The sequence below is a fragment of the Caproicibacter fermentans genome (genome assembly GCF_014303955.1).
GTDB lineage: Bacteria > Bacillota > Clostridia > Oscillospirales > Acutalibacteraceae > Caproicibacter > Caproicibacter fermentans.
Genome location: NZ_CP060286.1, coordinates 2,363,547 through 2,386,103 on the forward strand (window position 1 = coordinate 2,363,547; position 22,557 = coordinate 2,386,103).

At 58.0% G+C, this 22,557-nt stretch carries 21 protein-coding genes, 1 tRNA gene and 1 pseudogene; 12 read left to right on the plus strand and 11 right to left on the minus strand.

What is annotated here, in order from left to right:
* Positions 1-469: 469 nt before the first annotated feature.
* A complete protein-coding gene (locus HCR03_RS11680; RefSeq protein ID WP_187034326.1) occupies positions 470-3,496 on the minus strand; it encodes a hypothetical protein in 3,027 nt (1,008 codons plus the stop codon).
* Between the two features lie 18 nt (positions 3,497-3,514).
* A complete protein-coding gene (gene rlmB / locus HCR03_RS11685; RefSeq protein WP_228724957.1) occupies positions 3,515-4,285 on the minus strand; it encodes a 23S rRNA (guanosine(2251)-2'-O)-methyltransferase RlmB in 771 nt (256 codons plus the stop codon).
* A 399-nt stretch (positions 4,286-4,684) separates the two neighbouring features.
* Between rlmB and HCR03_RS11690 the strand changes: the two genes are divergently transcribed.
* From HCR03_RS11690 to HCR03_RS11715, 6 genes are all read left to right on the plus strand, one after another.
* Entirely contained in the window at positions 4,685-5,452 is a 768-nt protein-coding gene (locus tag HCR03_RS11690) for a DNA-3-methyladenine glycosylase family protein (RefSeq protein ID WP_187034330.1), read from the plus strand.
* Between the two features lie 105 nt (positions 5,453-5,557).
* The gene (gene fba / locus HCR03_RS11695; protein ID WP_066645604.1) at positions 5,558-6,496 is read left to right on the plus strand and encodes a class II fructose-1,6-bisphosphate aldolase; all 939 of its coding nucleotides are present in this window, start codon (positions 5,558-5,560) and stop codon (positions 6,494-6,496) included.
* Positions 6,497-6,789: 293 nt separating this feature from the next.
* Positions 6,790-8,064: a nickel-dependent lactate racemase gene (gene larA, locus HCR03_RS11700; RefSeq protein WP_187034332.1), complete on the plus strand. Its 1,275-nt coding sequence runs from the start codon at positions 6,790-6,792 to the stop codon at positions 8,062-8,064.
* Positions 8,065-8,103: 39 nt separating this feature from the next.
* The gene (locus HCR03_RS11705) at positions 8,104-8,418 is read left to right on the plus strand and encodes a UxaA family hydrolase (protein WP_066645602.1); all 315 of its coding nucleotides are present in this window, start codon (positions 8,104-8,106) and stop codon (positions 8,416-8,418) included.
* A complete protein-coding gene (locus HCR03_RS11710; protein WP_187034334.1) occupies positions 8,415-9,578 on the plus strand; it encodes a UxaA family hydrolase in 1,164 nt (387 codons plus the stop codon). The genes HCR03_RS11705 and HCR03_RS11710 overlap by 4 nt, the downstream gene beginning before the upstream one ends.
* 152 nt (positions 9,579-9,730) lie before the next feature.
* On the plus strand, positions 9,731-11,134 hold the full coding sequence (locus HCR03_RS11715) for a GntP family permease (protein ID WP_066645600.1): 1,404 nt from the start codon (positions 9,731-9,733) through the stop codon (positions 11,132-11,134).
* 80 nt (positions 11,135-11,214) lie between these two features.
* On the opposite strand, the gene HCR03_RS11720 is transcribed toward HCR03_RS11715, so the two are convergent.
* From HCR03_RS11720 to HCR03_RS11750, 7 genes and pseudogenes are all read right to left on the minus strand, one after another.
* A complete protein-coding gene (locus tag HCR03_RS11720; protein WP_187034336.1) occupies positions 11,215-11,919 on the minus strand; it encodes a GntR family transcriptional regulator in 705 nt (234 codons plus the stop codon).
* Positions 11,920-12,284: 365 nt separating this feature from the next.
* Positions 12,285-12,629, minus strand: coding sequence for a DUF4358 domain-containing protein (locus HCR03_RS11725; protein WP_187034337.1), 345 nt, complete (start codon positions 12,627-12,629; stop codon positions 12,285-12,287).
* Positions 12,630-12,764: 135 nt separating this feature from the next.
* Positions 12,765-13,670, minus strand: a complete 906-nt coding sequence (locus HCR03_RS11730; protein WP_066645596.1) for a GDSL-type esterase/lipase family protein — start codon at positions 13,668-13,670, stop codon at positions 12,765-12,767.
* A 146-nt stretch (positions 13,671-13,816) separates the two neighbouring features.
* Positions 13,817-14,515 (minus strand): GNAT family N-acetyltransferase, encoded by a 699-nt coding sequence (locus tag HCR03_RS11735; RefSeq protein ID WP_187034339.1) that lies wholly within the window; start codon positions 14,513-14,515, stop codon positions 13,817-13,819.
* Positions 14,516-14,634: 119 nt separating this feature from the next.
* Positions 14,635-15,646: pseudogene (locus HCR03_RS11740) on the minus strand (GGGtGRT protein).
* Positions 15,647-15,669: 23 nt separating this feature from the next.
* Positions 15,670-16,362: an iron-sulfur cluster assembly scaffold protein gene (locus HCR03_RS11745; RefSeq protein WP_066645591.1), complete on the minus strand. Its 693-nt coding sequence runs from the start codon at positions 16,360-16,362 to the stop codon at positions 15,670-15,672.
* A gap of 172 nt (positions 16,363-16,534) precedes the next feature.
* Complete coding sequence (locus HCR03_RS11750; RefSeq protein ID WP_187034341.1) at positions 16,535-17,122, minus strand: hypothetical protein; 588 nt, start codon at positions 17,120-17,122, stop codon at positions 16,535-16,537.
* A 236-nt stretch (positions 17,123-17,358) separates the two neighbouring features.
* On the opposite strand from HCR03_RS11750, the gene pta reads away from it, so the two are divergent.
* The gene (gene pta, locus HCR03_RS11755; RefSeq protein WP_267459178.1) at positions 17,359-18,351 is read left to right on the plus strand and encodes a phosphate acetyltransferase; all 993 of its coding nucleotides are present in this window, start codon (positions 17,359-17,361) and stop codon (positions 18,349-18,351) included.
* Between the two features lie 91 nt (positions 18,352-18,442).
* Complete coding sequence (locus tag HCR03_RS11760) at positions 18,443-18,844, plus strand: C-GCAxxG-C-C family (seleno)protein (RefSeq protein ID WP_066645585.1); 402 nt, start codon at positions 18,443-18,445, stop codon at positions 18,842-18,844.
* A gap of 121 nt (positions 18,845-18,965) precedes the next feature.
* Here the strand turns inward: HCR03_RS11760 and HCR03_RS11765 are convergent, their stop codons facing one another.
* Complete coding sequence (locus HCR03_RS11765) at positions 18,966-19,274, minus strand: MGMT family protein (protein ID WP_066645583.1); 309 nt, start codon at positions 19,272-19,274, stop codon at positions 18,966-18,968.
* Between the two features lie 28 nt (positions 19,275-19,302).
* Positions 19,303-20,232, minus strand: a complete 930-nt coding sequence (locus HCR03_RS11770; protein WP_066645861.1) for a dipeptidase — start codon at positions 20,230-20,232, stop codon at positions 19,303-19,305.
* Positions 20,233-20,378: 146 nt separating this feature from the next.
* Here HCR03_RS11770 and HCR03_RS11775 point away from each other — a divergent pair.
* The 4 genes from HCR03_RS11775 (at position 20,379) to HCR03_RS11790 (ending at position 22,544) form a co-directional block, all read left to right on the plus strand.
* Positions 20,379-20,455: transfer RNA gene (locus HCR03_RS11775), tRNA-Arg, on the plus strand.
* 254 nt (positions 20,456-20,709) lie between these two features.
* Positions 20,710-21,336, plus strand: a complete 627-nt coding sequence (locus HCR03_RS11780; RefSeq protein WP_187034344.1) for a potassium channel family protein — start codon at positions 20,710-20,712, stop codon at positions 21,334-21,336.
* A 17-nt stretch (positions 21,337-21,353) separates the two neighbouring features.
* A complete protein-coding gene (locus tag HCR03_RS11785) occupies positions 21,354-22,016 on the plus strand; it encodes a potassium channel family protein (protein ID WP_066645576.1) in 663 nt (220 codons plus the stop codon).
* A 30-nt stretch (positions 22,017-22,046) separates the two neighbouring features.
* Positions 22,047-22,544 carry an HD domain-containing protein gene (locus tag HCR03_RS11790; protein WP_187034346.1) on the plus strand — a complete coding sequence of 166 codons (498 nt, stop codon included), beginning with the start codon at positions 22,047-22,049 and terminating at the stop codon, positions 22,542-22,544.
* The last annotated feature ends 13 nt before the right edge of the window (positions 22,545-22,557 follow it).

A 22,557-nucleotide genomic window follows, 5' to 3' on the forward strand; every position in this document is an offset into this window, starting at 1 on the left:
GCGTTCCCGACTTTAGCCTTCCGGGAGTGGCTACCCTCTATCCCGCCCGGCTAAGCCGTAAACTTGCTCCGTTCCCCTCGGCGGGCCGTTGGTGGTCCATCCGGGCCGGACGCGCCTGCGGCGTTCCCGGCTTTAGCCTTCCGGGAGTGGCTACCCTCTATCCCGCCCGGCTAAGCCGTAAACTCTTGCTCCGTTCCCCGCGGCGGGCCGTTGGTGGTCCATCCGGGCCGGACGCGCCTGCGGCGTTCCCGGCTTTAGCCTTCTGGGAGTACCCAACCTCTATCCCGCCCGGCTAAGCCGTGAACTTGCTCCGTTCCCCTCGGCGGGCCGTTGATGGTCCATCCGGACCGGACGCGCCCGCGGCGTTCACGACTTCAGCTTTCGGGAATACCCGGCCTCCGTCCCGCCCGGCTAAGCCGTGAACCTGCTCCGTTCCCCACGGCGGGTCGTTGATGCAGCGGTACGCTGCTCAGGGTCGGCGGATGCGGGGGACGAGGAAAACAGCAAAAGCCCAGAACGCCTCGTAAATGGAAAGCGCGGTCAAACTGAGCTGCTCAAGCCCGGAGTAAAGCGACAAAAACGCCACGAGCGCGAACCCGAGGCCCACGGCGGCAGCCTGAAGCGCGACGGCGATGGAGATGTTCCCGCGCTGCCGGACGCATCCCGTCAGCAGGCGGAGCATGGAAAAGGCCCGCCCCTTCGTCGCGATCATCGCGTCCGCCCGGTCCGGTTCCGCGGAAACAAGATCGGTGTAAATCTGGCCGAGCTGTTCCGGCAGAACGGTAATTTCCTGCTCGTACAGCCCGAAGCACTCCGCCAGAAAACGCGGCGTGATATTCGGGTCGCTGGTTCGCACGATCAGGCCGATCCCGTTGCGCTCCATCCGGCGCAGCTCCTGCGAGCGCCGCAGGTCGGAGCGGTAATTGATGATGAACATGGCGACCAGGCACCCTTCGGTCGCGAGATAGACAAGCCGCTTCCCACTTTGAATATACTTCTTCTCATAATCGCGGGACGGCGGCTCGATGCCGTGCGCCCGCATCAGCTCGCGGGTTCCGATCAGAATCTGCCGACCGGAGACGGTCCCGGTCACGCCCCTGCCGTCCTCATAGACCGGCTCGCCGATTTTGGGCAGAATTTCCCGGCGGCTTTTGATGATCTGGTCGAACAGGTCCGAAAGCGGGCCGCCGACCGTGCCCATCAGCGCGGCGGCGTCCACAATCGCCTCGTCGATGCGCTGCCCGGCAAACGTGCGGATGCCGTTTAAAATCACCGTTCCGCGCGGGAAGAGGTCTTCCGCGTCCAGCATCACGGCGTTTGTCGCGCTGAAGCGGTCGATCGCCGCCCAGCCGGAAACCATCGACCCGCCGCGGCGGGCGATGCCGCTCAGCCGGGAAACCGGCAGGTTGACGCAGAGCATGTTTGTGAACGGAACGCAGATGCAGCAGGACGCCGTGAAGGCGGTCAGCGAGGAAACCGCGTTCCCGGTCAGGAACGCGCACCCGATGCAAAGCGCCAGGCTGAGCAGGAATCCGGCGGGGGCCAGCACCTGAGAAACATGGTCGGCCGGGTCCGGCGTATAGGAAATCCGCAGGAAATTGCGGAGAAACGCCGCCTTCGACTGGTAGGCGATGCGCGGCTCGCCGATCACGCAATCCTTGGCAAAGCGCAGGGAGGTATTGTAATCGCCGTAAATTCTGACGGCGTATTTCGGCTCTTTCGCGCAAAGGTACCGGAAGTTGGAATAGATGCGCCTGGCCATGCTGAATTTGCCGCAGGCGTTCAGGAACAGGGCCGCGGCGGCGAGCGGCGCGTACAAATGGATTCCCTGCGGAACGCCGAGAACGAGCAGCACCACCGTCTGGATCAGCACGGCCAGAACCGCGACGGCCGCCGCCGAATCGGAGTTTGCCTGAAAGGAGGTCAGCCCCCGGAGGCCGTTCCAGAAGGTTGGAAAGCTGAACGCCGCCGCGATGAACAGAAACACAAGCTGGAGGACCGGGTAGGCCCCGCCGTCCAGAACCGTATGTAGCTCCGGCGGAAGGACCGCCGGATGCTCGGCCAGAAAGCCGACCAAAAGCAAAATCAGGGTTGCGATGCCCGTCACGGCCAGCCGGAGGGACAGCCGGGTGACGTTTTGCAGGAGGTCGCGCCGGACGGAGGGCGCGTCCTCCTCATCCGTATAATCGTCCAGCTCCTCCTGTTCCCCGAACGGCTCGGCGGACGAATCCTCCGGCTCCTCGCTGCCGAACAGGCGGAACCGGCGTTTGGTTCCGCGCGCCGGAGGCTGATCTTCCTCCCCGGCCCGCGGTTCGGGCAGGGGGTTTTCACCGATCAGCGGGCCGGGCACGGGCCAGTTCCCCAAATGCTCCGGGTCGTCCGGCGCAAAGTCCGGCTCGGGGTTTGGCTCCTGCTTTTGACCCGGCTCTTCCTCCGGCTCCGGAATCGGGCCGCTCTCCTTTTTGGGGAACGGAATCGGCTCCGGCGGTTCGGGCAGCGGATAGGCCGCGGCCTCCGCCGTCAGAATCTCCCGGAATGACCTGGGCTTGATCACGTGGGTCGGCACGGCGCACGCGCGGTACTGCGGCTTTTGCCCGTCGTCCGGTTCCGTGCGCGGCGGCGGGGTGCGCCGGTCCTCTTTTGCCTGCGGCGGCTGCTTTACCGGCTCTTTCACCGGCACGGGCGGAGTTTCCTCCGCTTTCGCAGGGCCGTTGTCTTCCTTTTCGGCGGGATCCGCCGGCTGCTCGTCCGGTTCCTGCCGCCCGCCCGTTGTGATTTCGGGTTTTCCGGGCGGCTGCGGCACGGGATTCGTCACCGGAGGGCGCACCTCCGGCTGGCGCTGCGGCCCGGGCGTCACCGCCGGGTCGCGGGGGCGCTCCGGCTGCGGAACCTCCGGCTCCTGCGGCCCGGGCGCCGGAACCTCCGGCCCGCGCGAAGGCTCCTCCTGCGGCAGAATCTCGTCGGGGTCAAGGCCCGCCTGCCGCATGATTTTTTCAAGCCGCTCGTGGCGTTCCCTGTGGATCCGTTCAAAGGTCTCCGCCATATCCGGGACGTCTTCCTCCCCGCTTCCGTCAAAAAGATAGGGGAAACTGGAACCGGTTTCGTCCCGGTTCGCGCGCTCTCCCCCGGAGCGGACGGTTTTTTCATATTCCTTGCGGTACTCCTCCAGCGGCTTGAGCTGAAGGCCGTAATAAAGGTCGTCCTCCTCGCGGAATTCCTCATCCTTTTTTTTGCGCCCGAACAGGGAAAACCGGCGCTTTTTCCGTTTCGGCTCCGGCTCGTCCCCCCCGGGCTCCTCTTCGGCGGGCTCTTTCTCCGTTCCCGCTTCCATATTCAGCGCGCGGCGGGCCCCCTGCAGAATTTCCTCCCTGTCGGGCGGCTCGCTTCGCGCGGGGCCCGGGGCCGGGGATGTTTCGCGGTCCTTGATGATGCGTGCCTCCGCTAGGATTTCTTCGACCGAATAATCTTTCTGCGGAGTTTTTCCGTTGTCGTCCATTCGATCCGCACTCCCGTATTATTTTGTCTTAATTCCAAGCCGCTGCCGGGCGATTTCATAACTGATGATACCGCATGCGACGGAAGCATTAAGCGAGTTTATCTTTCCCCTGATCGGCAGGGATATTACAAAATCCGATTTTTCTTTGACCAGCCGCCCGACGCCGAACCCCTCCGATCCGATGACCACCGCCGTCGGGCCGGAATAATCCGCTTCGCACCACGGCTGGCCGTCCATGTCGGCGGCATAGATCCACACGCCGCGTTTTTTCAGGTCCTCCAGCGTGCTGGCCAGGTTGGTAACCCGCGCGACCGGAACGTATTCCACGGCGCCGGCGCTGGATTTTCCGACGGCCCACGTCAGCCCGACGCTGCGACGCGACGGCAGAATCACCCCGTGCGCGCCGGAACATTCCGCCACGCGCAGAACGGCGCCCAGGTTGTGGGGATCCTCCAGCCCGTCGGCAATAATCAAAAACGGCGGCTCTCCGCGTTCCTGTGCCAGTTGAAACATATCGTCGACCGTCGCGTATTCCTTCGCGGCCGCGATGGCGGCCACGCCCTGGTGAACCGCCCCGGCGCACATAAAGTCCAGCTTTTTGGGGTCGATTTCCTTGACGGGAATGCCGCGCTGCTTCGCCTTGGCGATTAAAGCGGCGACTGAGCCGGACCTTTCCCCCCGCGCAAGGCAGAGCTTGTCGATCGCCCTGCCGCTTCTCAGCGCCTCCGCGACGGCGTTCCTTCCGGCGATTACGCCGCTGTCCTGTTGTATTTCTCCGCCGTTTTTCAACTTGCACCTCTCCAAATCCGGATGACATCCTGTATTGATACTGGTTATTATACCATATTTTACAGAAAACAGCAGGAAATTTCCTCAAGTTTCATGGTTTCCCCGCAAGTATGCAGCGGGAAAACGCCCGTGCAAGGCCGATTATACCCATCGTATTTACATGAGTTGACATAAAATACGCGAACAAGCTGTGGAAAACTCTGTGGAAAATGTTAATAAGTCAGGCGGGCCGACTGTGGAAAATGTGAATTCATAAAACTGCATATTCAATTATGTAAACCTAAGACGGCGCTTTTCCACTTTCTGCCGATAACCGTCCGTATTCCCGGAGCGGTTGAAGCGCGGCCCGGTCCATGCTATAATAAACGCTGATTTCAGCAAAAAAGGAGGGACGGCGTCATGAATCTGGACACGCTCGGCCAGACCGTGGACTGCGGGCAGTGCTTCCGCTGGGAGCGCCTGCCGGACGGCTCCTGGAGCGGCGAGGCCGGAAGCCGGTGCGTTCACGTCACGGGGGAAAACCTCGGCGGCGTGCTGTCGGACGCGTTCTGGGCGGACTATTTCGACATGGGCCGCGACTACGAAGCGATCCGCGAGCGGTTCTGCGCGCTCGACCCGATTCTGGGGCAGGCCGCGCGCTACGCGCCGGACCTGAGGATTTTGAACCAGGACCCATGGGAAGCGCTTTGCTCTTTCCTTTTGTCCCAGTGCAACAACATTAAACGGATTAAAGGCCTGGTTTCCCGCCTGTGCAAAACCTATGGGGAATCAAACGGCGCGTGCGCTTCGTTTCCCCGGCCGGAAGCGCTCGCCGTGCTTTCGGAGCAGGACCTGCGCGCGCTTGGGTGCGGGTACCGGGCGGGGTATCTGGTCGGCACGGCCCGCCGGGTTGCGGAAGGCGCGCTGGATTTTGATCTCCTGCGCCGCCTTCCGCTGGAGGAAGCGAAGCGGGAGCTGACGGCGCTGCCCGGGGTCGGGCCGAAGGTCGCGGACTGCGCGCTGCTGTACGGACTTCACCGGCTGGAGGCATTCCCGATGGACGTCTGGATGAAGCGCGCGATGAAAGTGCTCTTCCCCGGGCGAAAGCCGGAGGATTTCGGGGAATACGCGGGCGTTGCGCAGCAATATATTTTCCATTACAGCCGAAACCATCCGGAGCTGTTCTGAACAAAAAGATCATTAAATTTTTAACAATCTCCATGCCTTTCCATATTTATCTTTTCCGGAGAATGAGGTATAATAAAAGAAATTAAACATTAGGAGTGAAAGCCGATGTCGTTGGTCAATACAAAAGAAATGTTTCAAAAGGCCTACAACGGCGGTTATGCCGTCGGGGCGTTCAACGTCAACAACATGGAAATTGTGCAGGGCATCACCGAAGCGTGCGCGGAGCTGAAAGCCCCGGTGATCCTGCAGGCTTCCGCGGGCGCGCGCAAATATGCCTCCCACACCTATCTGGTCAAGCTGGTCGAGGCGGCGGTCGTGGAAAACCCGGATCTTCCGATCGCGCTTCATCTGGATCACGGCGCTTCCTACGAAATCTGCAAGGACTGCATCGACGGGGGCTTTACCTCCGTCATGTTCGACGGCTCCTCCAAGCCGTACGAGGAAAATGTGGAAGAAGCGCGCAAGGTTGTGGATTACGCCCATCAATACAACGTGACCGTGGAAGCCGAGCTCGGCAGGCTCGCCGGGATCGAGGACGCGGTGGCGGTCGAGGACGACAAGGCGCAGTTCACCGACCCGGATCAGGTTCAGGATTTTGTCAAACGCACCGGCGTCGATTCCCTCGCCATCGCCATCGGGACAAGCCACGGCGCGTATAAATTCAAGCCGGGCCAGAAGCCCCAGCTCCGCTTCGACATTCTGGAGGAAGTCGCTTCGCGCCTGCCTGGTTTCCCGATCGTGCTGCACGGCGCTTCTAGCGTCATTCCGGAATTCGTGCAGATGATCAACCAGTACGGCGGAAAGATGCCGGACGCAATCGGCATCCCGGAGGACATGCTCCGCAAGGCCGCGACCATGGCGGTCTGCAAAATCAACATCGACTCCGACCTCCGTCTTGCCATGACGGCAAGCGTCCGCAAATACTTTGCGGAGCATCCGGACCATTTTGATCCCCGCCAGTACCTCAAACCCGCCCGCGACGCGATCAAAGGAATGGTCGAGCATAAAATCACCGCGGTTCTCGGCTGCGCCGGAAAGGCCTGATCTTCGGCATACGCTTCTTATCGAATTGCCAATTCCCCTGCCTCAGACTGAGGCAGGGGAATTTTTTATGATTTGAAAATTCCCGGCTGTGCCGGGGGGTCCAGATTGTCGAAGACGCCCGGCTTTTCCAGAGGTGATTATTATGCAAATGTAACAAATATTTGCTTCATCATAAAGTCTTTCTAACAAAATTACCCTTTAATTCCGATTTGTAATTTATAAATCGGAGCAGCGTGTAATATAAATTGTGTTATGTATACATTATACTTAAAACAAGAAAAGGAGGGCCTTTCTTGAGGACAATACCGATCCCTTATTACAGGTCGACTTTGGACCTGCATGTTGAGGAACAGAACCTAGCCGCGGTCATCACCGCCAAAATGCACGGGGGCCGGACGGACCAAAGCGAACAGGAGTTTGTCCGCGACGCCCTTGCGCATCCGATCGGCACCAAAAGCCTGCGCGAACTGGCGAAGGGAAAGCGGAAAGTCGTCGTCGTAACCAGCGACCACACGCGGGCGGTGCCAAGCAAAATCACGCTGCCGGTCCTGCTTTCCGAAATCCGGGCGGGCAACCCGACCGCCGAGATTACGATTCTGATCGCGACCGGCCTGCACCGGGCGACGACGGAGGATGAGCAGAGAAAGATGTTCGGCGACGAAATCGTGGATCACGAAAAAATCGTCGTCAACGACGCGTTCCGGCCCGAGGATTTCGTGTTCGTGCAAAAGCTTCCCTCCGGCGCGGATTTCCATGTGAACCGCCTTGCGACCGAGTGCGACCTGCTGGTGACGGAGGGCTTCATCGAGCCCCATTTCTTCGCGGGGTTCTCCGGCGGACGCAAAAGCATTCTTCCGGGAATCTGCTCTCAGGAAACCGTCAATGAAAATCACAGCTTTCAGGCGATCGCCAGTCCCTACGCGAAAGCGGGGGTGCTCTCCCGCAACCCGATCCACGAAGACATGGTCTGCGCGGCCCGCGCGGTCAACGTCCGGTTTATTCTGAACGTCGCGCTGGACGGAAATAAAAAAATCATCGCGGCGTTCGCGGGCGACCTGGAGCAGGCGCATGAAAAGGGCTGCGATTTTATCAGGAGCCTTTCCCAGTGCCCGGTCGTCACCGGAGATATCGTCGTTACAAGCAACGGCGGCTACCCTCTGGACCAGAACCTTTACCAGGCCCCGAAAGCGGTCGCGACCGCCGAAGCCTGCGCGGGGGAGGACGGAGTCATCATCATGTGCGCGTCCTGCGTCGACGGCATGGGCGGAACTCATTTTGAAAAGCTGATTCTCTCCGGCACCGTGGATGAAATCGAAAAGCGCCTTTCCGCCATTCCGCCGAAAGAGACCATTCCGGAGCAGTGGTGCGCTCAAATCTACTCCCGTATTCTGAAAAAGCATAAGATCATTCTTGTAACCACCTATCTGGACCATGACCTGGTGCGCAGGGCGAACATGATTCCGGCTTCCAGCCCGGACGAGGCGCTCGCCATGGCGTATGAAATCAAGGGAAAGGACGCGAAGGTGGTTGTCATCCCGGACGGCGTTTCGGTTCTGGCGGTCAGATAACCGGACATTCTGTGAAGTTTGTGAAGGAGGTATTTCAATATGAGCCTGCAGCTGGCCTTAAAAATCAATGACCGGGACAATGTGGCGACGATCTTCGCCGACGGCATTGTCTCCGGAAGCGAGGTGGAGGTGCGCGACAAACAGGGGAATTCCGAAATCATCAAAGTGCTGGGCGACATCCCCTTCGGCCACAAGATCGCGCTGAAAGACATTCACCCGGGCGAGGAAATCTTCAAGTACGGCGAAGAAATCGGGGCCGCCACCAAGGAAATCAAAAAGGGCGAGTATGTTCACGTGCACAACCTGGACAGCATGCGCGGCCGCGGCGACCTGAAAGGAGAGCGGAACAAATGAATTTTATGGGTTATGTCAGACCGGACGGGAAGGTCGGCGCAAGGAACCATGTGGCGGTCATCCCCAGCGTCATCTGCGCCAACGACGTCGCGCAGTCGATTGTCGGCCAGGTGCAGGGCACGGTCGGGTTTTTCCACCACCAGGGCTGCTGCCAGCTGCCGCCGGACCTCGAGCGCGTCACGGACACCCTCATCGGCTTGGGGTGCAGCCCGAATGTCGGCGCGGTGCTGATCGTAAGTCTTGGGTGCGAAGGCACCGACCATGAGCGGATGCTTGAAACCATCGCCAAAACGGGCAAACCGGTTCAGATCATTCGCATTCAGGAGCTGGGCGGCGCAAGCCGCGCGATTCAGGCGGGAATCGACGCCGCGCAGGAGCTGGTCAGGCAGATTTCCGGGCTGCAGCGCGAACCGGCCGACCTTTCGAACATCGTCATGGCGATCAAATGCGGCGCGTCGGACACGACGAGCGGGATGGCCTCCAACTGCGTTGTCGGCTACGTCGCCGATAAAATGGTGGACCTGGGCGCAACGGTGGTGTTCGGCGAGACAACCGAATTCATCGGCGCGGAGCATATTCTGGCGCGCAGGGCCGTGAACAGGGAAGTGGCCGACAAAATTTACGAAATCGTCAACCGGATGGAAACGAGGGCGAAATCCCTCGGCTGCGACATGAGGAAAGGGCAGCCCACCCCCGGAAATATCGCGGGCGGACTCTCCTCCATCGAGGAAAAATCCCTGGGCGCAATCGTAAAATCCGGTTCCAGGCCGATTCAGGGCGTTCTGGAGTACCCGGACATGGCGAACGGCCGGAAGGGCCTTTGGATTAAGGACACCCCCGGCCGCGAGCCGGAAATCCTGACCGGAATGGCCTGCACGGGCGCGCAGTTCATGATGTTTTCCACGGGGCGCGGCGCGCCGCAGGGCTTCCCGAGCATGCCCGTCGTAAAAATCTGCGGCAACCCGAACACCTTTGATCGCATGAGCCACGACATGGACCTGAACGCCGGTTTGATCATCAGGGGCGAAAAAACGATTGAACAGGTCGGCGAGGAGGCGTTCCAGAAAGCCTTATGCGTCTTAAACGGTGAAATGACGAAAAACGAAGCGATCAAGTATTTCAATTCCATCGACATCCACACCCTGGGGCCTGTCATTTAAGTCCGCGCTCTTTTCGCGATTCAGCGCAATTCAGCCGCAAGACCTTCAAATGACCGACGGTTCATCTGGTAATCTCATTTCTGCGATGTATGGGGAAAACGGCTTTTTCACTTGGGAAAGCACATTTTGTATTGTTAAGGGAGATTGTCATTATGATCAGTATTATTGCGCTTTTAATCGGCATCGCGCTGCTCATCTTTTTAGTCGTCAGGACAAAGATCCAGGCGTTTCCCGCGTTGATCCTTTCAGCAATCGTCATCGGGCTTCTGTCCGGTCTTCCGACCGACAAAACCATCAGCGCGGTCACCACGGGGTTCGGCAATACCCTGGGCAGCATCGGCATTGTCATCGGCCTTGGCTGCATCATGGGAAAATTCATGGAAAAAAGCGGAGCGGTCAAGCGAATGGCGCTGACCATTCTGAAAAGAATCGGCATCAAACGGGCGGATGTTGTTTTGGGCATCACCGGTCTGCTGGTTTCCATTCCCGTCTTCTGCGATTCCGGTTTCGTCATTCTTTCCTCGCTTGCGAAGGAATTTTCAAGACTGACGCGTAAATCCATGATCCTGATGGGCGGTTTGCTCGGCATGGGACTTTACATCACGCATTTCCTGGTTCCGCCGACCCCCGGCCCGCTGGCCGTCTGCGGCGCGTTCGGAATCGACATCGGGGAATTCATCCTTTACGGCATCCTGCTGGCAATCCCTCTGTTCCTTGTGGCCGTATTCTATTTCCGCTGGGTGGCTAAAAGGAATCCGGACATTGTTCCCGAACTGGGGGAAGAGGATTTCAGCCAGCTCTCCGCCGACCAGCGCGCCGCACTTCAAAAAATCGAAGCGAAACAAAAAGAGGGTCGGGACCTTACCAACGACGATTTTAACGAGCTGCTGAAGGACGAAGCCATGCCGGGAACCTTTATTTCCTTCGCGACCCTGCTGGTTCCGATTCTTCTGATTCTGACCAACACGGTTCTGGGCTTTATGAAGGTTACGGGCCCGGTCAAATCGTTTTTCACCCTGTTCGGCTCCCCGGTCTGCGCGCTCTTTATCTCGGTACTGATGGGCGTTTACCTGCTCTGCGGAAAAATGCCGAAAGGCGAAGCGCTTAAAACAATGGAATCCGCGCTGGCGGACGGCGGCCTGATCGTGTTCGTAACCGGCGCGGGCGGCGCGCTCGGCGGTGTTATTTCGGCAACCGGCGTCGGCACCCTGATGGCAAAAAGCATTGTGGCGGCGGGGCTTCCCGCGATTCTCGTTCCTTTGCTTGTGGGCACGCTGCTCCGTTTCCCGCAGGGCTCCGGAACCGCGGCAATGGTCACGGGCGCTTCCATCCTCGCGCCGATGCTCCCCACGCTGGGAATCAATCCGGTTCTGGCGGGCCTGGCCCTCTGCTCAACCGCAATGTGCCCGTCCTACATGAACGACTCCTACTTCTGGGTTGTGACCAGATTCAGCGGATTCGACGAGAAGACCTCCCTGAAGACATGGACCCCCGCAACCGTGCTGATTCCGCTTGTTTCTTCCGTAATCCTGATTCTTGTGAGCGTAATCTTCTAAAATCTTTGCAGTATATTTTTAGCCCGTCAAGTATACAACACACCGTATACTTGGCGGGCTAAATTTATTTTACAGATTCCTTACGAATCGGTCCGGATACATTTCGACAGGTATTCCTTGCTGGTGATATATTCGATCACCTTTCCCTTTGCCAGGGCTAAATGACTGCGGTTGATCTCCTCCGCCTTTTCAACGTCTCCGGCAAGAATATTGCTTACAATTCCTTCATGCTCCACAATGGATTCGTCAAACCTCTGGCGGCTGACCAGCGAATAAATGCGAAAGGGCTGAATGATGGAGTGTATCTTGTCATAGGTCGATTCGATCAGGCTGTTGCCGCCCAGACTGATAATCAGCGAGTGCAGCGCGGTATCCTGCTCGATATAATTTTTCAGATCGTTGCTTTGATAGGTTTTTTTCAGATTTTCGAGACACCCGGCAATGGCTTTCTTCCTCTCCGGCGTCAGAAACCGGGGCGATTTGCGGATGGCCTGCGACTCAAGCAGAACCCGGAATTCAAAGACTTCGTCGATGTCCTTCGCGGTGAACACCCGCACAAAGGTGCCCTTGTTGGGAATTGTGTCCACCAGGCCGTCGTTCGACAGCTTGCGCAGAGCGTCGCGAATCGGCGAACGGCTGACGTGCAGATGCTCCGCCAGTTCCTTTTCCTGCAGCCACTGGCCGGGCGAATAGGTTCCGTCGCATATCTCGCTTTTCAGGATCTGGTAAACCTGATCCTGCATGGTTGTCACTAAATTGTTGCGGTTTCCGAACAATGCTTTCATCCCCATAAACGACTAATTTAAATAAGACTCCGCGCGGCGAAACTAAAACTCTATTTTCATTCTCTGTTGCTTCGAGCCTTTACGGTACGAACCTTGGGGGCCGGTTTCCGTTTTTGCAAATAAAAAAGAAAGCCCCCAAAACAAGAGCCTTCCAGCATCTTTTCGAATAGCTTCAGCTATCGTTTTGCAGTCTTGGCCGCCTGATTTGCCAAAGAATCGGGTTCATCCCGAATCATGTATGAAGAATACATCCTTCTCCTATAAACTACCTCATTTTGTCTTTTTTGTCAATACCTAAAAAAGGCCGGACAAAGCCCGGAAAAAGCGGCCAAGGCCGCCTCTTCCGGGCTTTTGGTCCCCGACTGTCAGGACAGGAACCCGTCTATGGCTTTTTTCGCGGTTTCGTTGTCGTTTGAAACGCACAGCACCACGCAATTCCCTTTTTGCACAAGAACCGGGTCCTGCAGCTTTGCCATTTCGGCGGGCTGGTAATCCTGAAAACCCGCCCTTTGCGTAGTGATCCGCTCTTCCGCTTTTTCTTTCACCCGGCCGGCGGCCTGATCGTCCTTTGCCTCAAACGCGGCGACCTCTTCCGCGGTCGCGCCGGTGCTTTCGTACACGGCGGCCTTCACGACGTCGCCGGAGTCGATTCCGTAGATTTGAATCGCCGTATCCTGATTGATTTCGGACATCTGGTCCTGAAACTTCACGGTTTTGATCAGACCGTCCGCAATTTTCCGAACATCCGCCGTTTGAGCGGCCCCCCGCCGGAGCAGCCCGGCAGCAAAAGCAGCAGCACCGCCGCCGCGCAAAGAATCCCCTTTTTCATTCCCGCTCCCCCGTATTCACTCGTTTGCTTTCAGATAATCGCACCATTTGGCGCAGTATTCGGAATTCAGATGAACCCCGTCCGTCGAGGCATCCTCCGGCAAAACGCCGTTTTCCGAAACCGCCCGCGCCGTATCCAGATAGCTGACCTTCTGATCTTTTGCAATTTTTTGAATCGCCTGATTGTAGGAGACGATTTTGCTGTTTTTATAAATGGAGCTTTCAGCCGATTTTTGCGCGGAAACCGGAAAAATCGCCTGAAGATAAATTTCCGCCTTCGGATGGTCCTTTTTCAGGTCTTTCACCATTTTGGAATAATCGTCCACAAACGACTGCATGCTGGACCAGCCCAGCTCGTTCACGCCGAGCATCACATAGATTTTGCCGAACGGATGCTCCGCCTGAGCCTCCATCACGGTCTTTTTCGACCCGTTCTCCATAATTTCGCGCCGGGTGTATACCGTGTTGACCATCAGCCCCTTTAGGGCATAATAGGTCGCGCCGGATAAACCGCCGTAGTTTCTCAGCCCTTCCGTCCGGCTGTCCCCGATGAACAGCGCGTCGGAAAACCAGCCCCGCGCCGCCTGCCTGCCGGGCGGCCCGGACTCCGGAGAAGGCGCGTTCTCCGGAGACGACGAGTCGGCGGCGGGCGCCCGGGAAGAAACCGGGGCCCGCGAAGACGCGCCCGGTGCGAAAGATTCGGCAGCCGCGGTCTGCCGTGCCGCAGAAGCCGGCCGCGCGGAAGAATCACTCTGTGAAGAAAAAGCCGGCCGGGAGCCCGAAAGATCCGCCACCACCGCGGTCGTGCCCTTGGCCACCGCGACCAGCAGGGATAAAAGGCACAGACAAACGGCAGTCCTCCACAGAAAAAGCCCCCTGCGTCTTTTTTTTCGGCGCACCACTTTTTCACAGATAGGCTGCATACGCGAAACGGTTCCTTTCCTGGCTCAATGCGTTGACGGTCGCTTTCTTTTCTTATTATACTCCAACGAACCCGTTCGTAAAAGAGGAAAATCCGGGAATGACAAAACTGTTATTCCCATTACCTTTTTGTAAACATTCTGTCCCATTACCGCATCAGCCAGCAAATGGAATACTCTGAAAAACGGAACCCAAGCCCGCGGTGAAGCGCAGCGGACACCGCGTTTCCGGCTTTGATCTGCGCGTACGGAACCCGGCCTTCCCGCAGCAGCCGGTTGGCCTGGAACGTTTCCAGCTGCCTTGCGATTCCCTTTCGGCGGTATGCGGGCAGAACCTCCAGCATCCCCATCGCGCCGTCGTCGTGCCTTCCGATGAACCCGGCGGGCTCGCCCCGCACAAAAGCGCCGAACGTCTCGCCGGAGCGCAGCCGCTCCCGCAGATAGGCTTCGTCGTCAATGCTTTGGTAATGCTCTTTGACAAACGGCAGAAAGGTTTCGTCCAACACCCTGATTTGGGCCGGATTTTCGTCCGCGGGCAGCGGGCTTTCTCCAAAATAAACCGCGTTGCAGACCTGCAGCCGGGCACGCAGGCCGAATTTTTTTTCGGCGTATTCCACCCCGTACTTCCGGTGCGCCACGACCAGCTCCGCGCGCTCCGCCGCCGAAAGCAGGCGCCGGGCCGCTTCCTCGCTTTTTGCGCTGAGCAGGTACGCGCCGCTGCCCGTGTCGTACAGCAGCACGCCGTTTTCCTCCGCCTGCAGAACGCGGGCGCTGCCTCGGCGGACGCCTTCCAGCATGTCCGTGTGCAGAACCGGGTCCTGTTCCAAATATGCCAGTGCCTGTTCCATGAGACTCCCTCGTCTTTCCGATATGAAAAAGGAGCATGACGCCCCGTCATGCTCCCGCCGGGCCGTATGGCAGCGGCCCGGACCAAACCAGCCGAATTGCTTCGGCCGTATGCTTTTTCTCAGTCCGCCAGCGCCTTGTAGACGGCGACCGCGCAGGCGACCGTCGCGCCGACCATCGGGGTTGTTGCCCATGCCGATCAGGCCCATCATCTCCACGTGCGCCGGCACGGAGGAGGAGCCGGCGAACTGGGCGTCGCCGTGCATTCTGCCCATCGAATCGGTCAGGCCGTAGGAAGCGGGGCCCGCTCCCATGTTGTCCGGGTGCAGGGTGCGGCCGGTACCGCCGCCGGAAGCGACCGAAAAATATTTCTTGCCGTTTTCAATCGCCCATTTCTTGTAGGTGCCCGCGACAAGATGCTGGAAGCGGACCGGGTTGGTGGAGTTGCCGGTGATGGAAACGTCCACGCCCTCCGCCTGCATGATCGCGACGCCCTCGCGCACGTCGTTCGCGCCGTAGCACTTTACCTTCGCGCGCTCGCCGTCCGAGAACGGGCGGGTCTCGACAACCTTCAGCTCATCCGCGAAATAATCAAAGTCCGTTTTGACATAAGTAAAACCGTTGATGCGGGAAATGATGTACGCCGCGTCTTTGCCAAGGCCGTTCAGAATGACGCGGAGCGGCTCCTTGCGGGCGGAGTTCGCGGAGCGGGCGATTCCGATCGCGCCTTCCGCCGCCGCGAAGGATTCGTGGCCCGCGAGGAAGCAGAAGCATTTTGTCTCGTCGCGCAGAAGCATCGCGCCCAGATTTCCGTGGCCGAGGCCGACCTTACGCTGTTCCGCGACGGAGCCCGGCACGGTGAAGGATTCCAGGCCCGCGCCGATTTTCTCGGCGGCCTCCGCGGCGTTCGCGACGCCGGTCTTCAAACCGATGGCGCAGCCGACGGTGTAGGCCCAGACTGCGTTGTCAAACGCGATCGGCTGAACGCCCTTGACGATTTTTTCGACGTCCACCCCTTTGGAAAGGCAGAGATCGCGCGCTTCCTCCAGACTTCCCAGGCCATACTCGGCAAGACACTTTTCGATTTTGGCCATTCTTCTTTCTTTATTTTCGAATTTTACATCGTTAGCCATTTCGTTTGTCCTCCTCACTGGTCTCATTCTTCGCGCGGGTCGATATATTTCGCCGCGCCGTCGAAGCGTCCGTACTGGCCGATATTTTTCTTGTAGGCTTCGTCCGGGCTGACTCCGTGGCGGATGTCTTCCATCATTTTGCCAAGGCGGACAAACTGGTAGCCGATCACTTCGCTGTTTTCATCCAGCGCGAGCTTCGTCACATAGCCCTCCGTCATTTCGAGGTAGCGAACGCCCTTCGGCACGGTGCCGTACATGGTGCCGATCTGCGAGCGCAGGCCCTTGCCCAGGTCTTCGAGGCCGGCGCCGACAGGCAGGCCGTCCTCGGAAAACGCCGTCTGGCTGCGGCCGTAGGCCAGCTGCTTGAACAGCTCGCGCATCGCGACGTTGATCGCGTCGCAAACAAGGTCCGTGTTCAGGCATTCCAGCAAAGTCTTGCCCGGCAGGATTTCCGCGGCCATCGCCGCGGAATGCGTCATGCCGGAGCAGCCGAGGGTTTCGACCAGCGCCTCCTGCACAATGCCGTTCTTTACATTCAGCGTCAGCTTGCAGGCGCCCTGCTGCGGCGCGCACCAGCCCACGCCGTGCGTCAGGCCGGACAGGTCTTTAATCTCATAAGCCTTAACCCATTTTCCTTCCTCCGGAATGGGCGCGGGCCCGTGCTTCGGCCCCTTTGTTACCACACACATCTTTTCCACTTCTGCGGAATAATTCATATCGGTGCTCCTTTCGGTTTTGTTTCCCCCTGAAAACCTTCCCTTACACATGCTTTTTATTATAGTTGATTGTATATCTTTTATCAATATAAAATCCGAATCAATTTTTATTTCCATTCCCTGAAGTTTTAGGCGAAAAAGCCCCGCGGGCGGCCGCGGGGCACAATGGAAATTATTTATTCGAAAAGAGCGTCCGGTTCGCAAATTCCAGCAGGATATTATCAATGCTGTCGAATTCGATCATCGAAATGTCTTCAAGCGGTTTTCTTATGACTTCCAGAAAGCCGCCGCTGGAAACATCGACTGTTTTCAGCGAAAGCAGCCGGTCCGTCAATGCCAAGACATATCCGGTATCCAAATTCTCCTCTTCATAGTACCCCACGGTAATAATATGTTTTTCCTGGCATTGTCCCGTCAGTAAGTCGATCAGCGTGTTCCGTCCGGAATCAAACGACGGTTCCCGTTTTTGGGCCCCGCTTTGGAACAATCCCAGGTCTTCCCAATAGCCGAGATAACATTTTAATTTTTTCAGGTAATCCGTAGCCGTTTCAACATTCCGGATCGCCCCCAGTCTAAAAAAGCAATAGCCGCACCACCGGCCCTGGCCGTCCAGTTCCTTCAGGATGGTTCCTTCCTGATCCAGTGCTGCGACAATGCCGGCGCAAAAGGAATCCTCGCTGCGCGTGTACAATTCCACCAGGTCTTTCCTGTCCGCCGCAGCTTTCAGCTTTTCTTTGATTTCTTCTATTTTAGATTTCATAAATCACACATCCATCTCGGTCATTTCTTTGACGAGCTTCTGAACGATCTGTGTTATGTATGCTTGCTTGACAATTAAAAGGTGTCTGGAACAGTTCTTCTTCCTGTTAAAATGTTAACTTTTCTTTTTTTTTCCGGTTGGAAAGAGGTATAATAACCAAAGAATCCTGCCCGGCACAGGCGAAAACGTCAAACGTCCAATTACGATTCAGATACAAAGAGAGGATGTCTAAAGCAATGAATTTTATCGATCAGATGATTGAAAAGGCAATCGCCGACAAAAAGACGATCGTCCTTCCGGAGGGTACCGATCCGCGCGTCGTCACGGCTGCCGCCGAAGTAGTCAAACGCAAAATCGCGAACGTGATTCTGCTCGGCAAAGAAGAGGAGATCAGGAAGGCGGCGGACGGAGCCGACCTTTCCGGTATAAAAATCATCGACCCGGAAAACACCGATCTGCACGACGATTACTCCAACACCTTTTATGAAATGCGCAAGGCGAAGGGCATGACCCCGGAAAAAGCCTCCGAAACCATGAAGGACGCAACCTATTTCGGCGTCATGCTGGTGAAAAAGGGCGTCGCGGACGGCATGGTTTCCGGCGCGTGCCATTCCACCGCGAACACGCTCCGCCCGGCGCTGCAGATCATCCGCACCGCTCCGGACGCGAAAATGGTCTCCGCGTTCTTCCTCATCAACGTTCCGAACTGCGAATACGGCGAGAACGGCACGTTCATCTTCGCGGACAGCGGCCTGAACATCAACCCGAGCGCGGACGAGCTTTCCGAAATCGCCATCGCTTCCGCCAAAACCTTCCGGTCCCTGGTCGGCGCGGAGCCGAAGGTCGCCATGCTTTCCTTCTCCACCAAGGGCAGCGGCAAGGACGCGCTGGTCGACAAGGTCGTCGAGGCGACGAAGCTGGCGAAGGAAAAAGCGCCGGATCTTCTGCTGGACGGCGAGCTGCAGGCGGACGCCGCCCTGGTCCCGGCCGTCGCGGCCTCCAAGGCTCCGGGCAGCAAGGTCGCGGGCCATGCGAACGTGCTCATTTTCCCGGATCTGAACGTCGGCAACATCGGCTACAAGCTGGTGGAGCGCCTCGCGAAAGCGGAAGCCTACGGCCCGGTTCTGCAGGGCATCGCCAAGCCGGTCAACGATCTGTCCCGCGGCTGCAAGGCCGAGGACATCGTCGGCGTGGTCGCCATCACCGCCGTCCAGGCGCAGTGCAAGTAACCCTTTTCCGCAATGAAAACCGAATTCCACTGGATATGCCTGTCCGAAAATCTTCGGGCGGGCATTTCTTCAACAGAAAGAGGATGATTCCATGCTGAGAGACCGGGTAAGGGACTATTACCTTTTAAAAGACAACAACTGCGCGGAAACGGCGCTGCACGCGATCGACGACGAATACCGTTTGAACCTTTCGGAAGAATCGTTCAAGCTGATCGGCGGTTTCGGCGGCGGAATGGGCTGCGGAAAGGCATGCGGCGCGCTCTGCGCCTGCGTCGCCGCCCTCGGCGAAATGACGATTGAGGAGCGCGCCCACGCTACGCCGGAATTTAAAGAGCGCTGCGCCGCCCTGGTGGAAAAATTCACCGAAAAGCTGGGGGACACGGAGTGCTGCGAGCTGACGAAAAAGTACAAGAAAGAAGATACCCGCTGTCTTGACACCGTCCTGCTCGCGGCGGATGCGTTTGAAGAATTCCTGAAAGAGCAAAACGCTTAAAAGCGTTTCGGCGCCGGTTTCTTTGCGTCCGTGTCCAAATAGAAAATTTCCGCGCCGTCCAGTTTTGCAATCTTTCTGTAAAGCTTCCCCTGATTCATTTTTAATTCCTTTCTTTCCCGCTCTACCCCTGCAACCAGTGCTTTTTCATATCGACGCGTCCTCCGGGCAGAAAAGCGATTCCCTCGCGTTCCAGCAGGGCCCGCTGGGCCCCCGGCCCTCCGAACGCCTCCGCTGGCGCGAGCGCGCCGTTTTTCCCCACGACCCGATGGCAGGGCAGGCCCGGCGGCGCAAGGCGCATCGCACGCCCGACAAAACGCGCCGCGCGCGGCTTCCCCGCGTAAAAAGCGATCTGCCCATAGGTCATCACGCTGCCCGCCGGAATTTCCGATACAATCCGGTAAACGCGCTGATAAAACGTTCGGGAATCCATTTTTTCTCCTTTCACGTCTTTGCCGGAATCATTTGAGGTTCTGCGTAAAGAACCGGTACGCGTTGTTGAAAAAGATGTCGTCCGCAAGCTTTTCCCCGAAGCTCGCGCGCATCGCGTCGTAAAGCAGGCCCATGTCCCCGATGCCCCGGACTTCGGCCTCAAGACGGCACCCGTCCAGGTCCGCCCCTACGGCGACCGTCTTTTCACCGCCAAGATTCAGGAAATGCTCCGCGTGCCGCAGCAGGTCCTCGACCGTGCCGCTGCCGCCGGTGAACTTCGAAAACAGGTTCAGCCCGACCACGCCGCCGCGCCCCGCGATTTCGCGGAACTGGTCGTCCGTCAGGTTCCGGGGGTGGTCCGTGACGTGCTTTGAGTCGGAATGTGTCGCGACAAACGGGCCCTTGACAAGCCGCGCGACGTCCCAGAAACCTTTTTCCGACAGATGGGAAACGTCGACCGCCATGCCGAGCTCTGCCATTTCCCGCACGACCTCTTTTCCGAACCGGGAAAGCCCCTCCGCAGACGGGGTCATACAGCCGTCCCCCAGCTCGTTCGGCCCGTTCCAGGTGAGCGTGATCATCCGCACGCCCTCCTCCCGCGTTTTCGCAAGATTGGAAAGCTCCCCGCCAAGGGCGGCAGCCCCCTCGATGGAAAGCAGCGCCATGTTCCGCCCGCCGGACCGCGCCCGTTCCAGCTCCCGCCCGTCCCGGCAGAGCACGGGCGCTCCGTTTTCTTTTTCTTCGGCCAGCATTTCCTTCAGGTTTTTGACCACCGCCTGAAAATAGTGAAAGGCGGCTTCTCCCCGCAGCCCGTCGCGGATAAAGACCGCGAACACCTGCGCCCACAGGTCAAACCGCTTTGTCCTTTTCAAATCGATGTGCAGCCCGTTTTCCGACAGACCCAGCTTTTTCTCATAGCACTCCGTCGCGGTGTCGCAGTGCAGGTCAAAATACTTCATACGGCGCTTCCTTTCTGTTTTCATAACCGTTCTTCCATTATAATACGAATTCCGAATGGGAAAATGAGAAAAGTTGAATTCGCGGCGTCTTTTCTCTTTTTTGGCATTTGACTTTTGCCGCAACTGTGTTATAATACAGTAGTTATCCGCCCGTGGCGAAGCTGGATATCGCAGCAGATTCCGATTCTGAAGGCCGGGGGTTCGAATCCCTCCGGGCGGGCCAACAGTTTTTTCCCGATCCCGCGTGGGATAGAAGTGCCCGCGGCACTTCTTTCGCGAAGAGCGGCGCGGCGGCGGTCTTTCCGCCGGTGAATCCCTCCGGGCGGACTAATTGAAAAAGGCAGGCGGGTTTTTATAACCCGCCTGCGGTCATATTCCCGGTGATTTTTCCTTTCCCCGGACGGCTCAGCGTTTCACGCGATACTTTTGCGGCGGGGATTTTGATAAAGCATTCATAAATACAGGGGGAGAGCATCAGTGAACGTACTTGTCATCGGCTGTGGGCGCCTCGGTTCAAGGCTTGCCGGAATTCTGGACGAACAGGGGCACGACGTGACCGTTGTGGACGCCGACCCGGACTCTTTTCACAATCTGAAAAAAGATTTCAGCGGCATCACCATCGTCGGGATGCCGATGGACATCAAGGCTCTGCGCAACGCCGGCGTGGAAGGCTGCGACGCCATGGCGGTCGTTACGCCGGACGACAACCTGAATATCACGGTTTCACAGATGGCGCGGGAATTTTTCGGGATCGACAACGTGGTGGCCCGCATTTCGGACCCCCTGCGCGAAAATGTGTTCAAGAGCTTCGGCCTGAAAACGGTCTGCCCGACCAAGCTGGCGGGGGACGCCATCTCGACCGCGCTGACGCTTCCGTGGGAATCGAAAACCGTGACGCTCGGAACCTCCACCGCAACGTTCCACATTAAAGAGGTTGATTATGCGCACGACGGCATCAGGCTTTCCGAAGTCCCCAAAGACGACGGCGAAGTGATCTTCGGGGTCATTGCCTCCGACGGTCAGATGACCCTGCACCGGGGCGGCAATGAAAATTCGGTTCTGGAAGAGGGCGACCGCGTCGTCCTTGCGTCCGTGATCGACTGACCGAAGGAGGATTTCTGATGAAGATCATCATTGTCGGCGGCGGCAAACTGGGCAACCAGATTGCGCGCAACATGCTGGAACGGAAATACACCGTCAAACTGATTGAAAAGGACAAGGTGAAATGCACCCGCCTCGCCAACGACCTTGACGCCGAGGTAATTTTCGGCGACGGCACCGAGCTGGACGCGCTGGAAGAAGCCGGCGCGAAAAGCGCGGACTGCTTTATCGCCGTAACCGGAAGCGACCAGGACAACCTTGTCGCTTCTCAGCTTGCAAAAAAGGAATTTAAAATCAAAAAGGTGATCGCGAGGAACAACGACCCCCGCAACCTGGACGCGCTGCGCAAGCTCGGCCCGGATATCGCCGTGAGCAGCACGGAGATCATCACCAATATGATTGAGCAGGAAGTCGACAGCGCCCAGATGCACCTGCTGGCCACGCTGAACAAAGGGCGGGCGTCCATCAGCGCGCTCAAGCTGCCGGAAGACACGGCGCTCAAAGGCGTCACGCTGCGCGATCTGACCCTGCCGAACGGCTCGCTGATCATTTCCATCGTGCGCAACGAAACGCTGATTATCCCGAACGGCCTGACTTCCTTTCTTCCGAACGATGAAATCGTCGCGGTCTGCGACGGCAGCAGCGAAAGAACTCTGCTGAAGACCCTGGGCGCCAGAAAGTAAGCCGGCTTGGATTAAACGGGAGGTCATCTCATGGAATACTCCGTTTCGCGCTTGATTTCGGAAATGATCCGCTACAACGCGGGCGACCCCAGACGAATCCATCACGCGCTGAAGGTTTATGCGTTTTCCAAGGCCATCGGCGGGGAAGAACGCCTCTCTCCGGCGCAGCGCAAGATTTTGGAGGCCGCGGCGGTGCTTCACGACATCGGCATCCATGAGAGCGAGCGGAAATACGGCTCCTCCGCGGGCCGCTATCAGGAACTGGAAGGTCCTCCGGCGGCGCGGGAGCTTCTAAAACCGTTCGACCTGCCGACTGAATTTACGGACCGGGTCTGCTACCTGATCGGGCATCACCATACCTATGACGGAATCGACGGAATCGATTATCAGATTCTGGTGGAAGCGGACTTCCTCGTCAACCTGTATGAGGACGGCTGCACGCGGGAGGCGGCCCGGTCGGCTTTGGAACGGGTTTTTAAAACGGAGACCGGCAAAGGATATCTTAAGAGTATGTTTTTCACGGAATAAGCACCGGACCAAC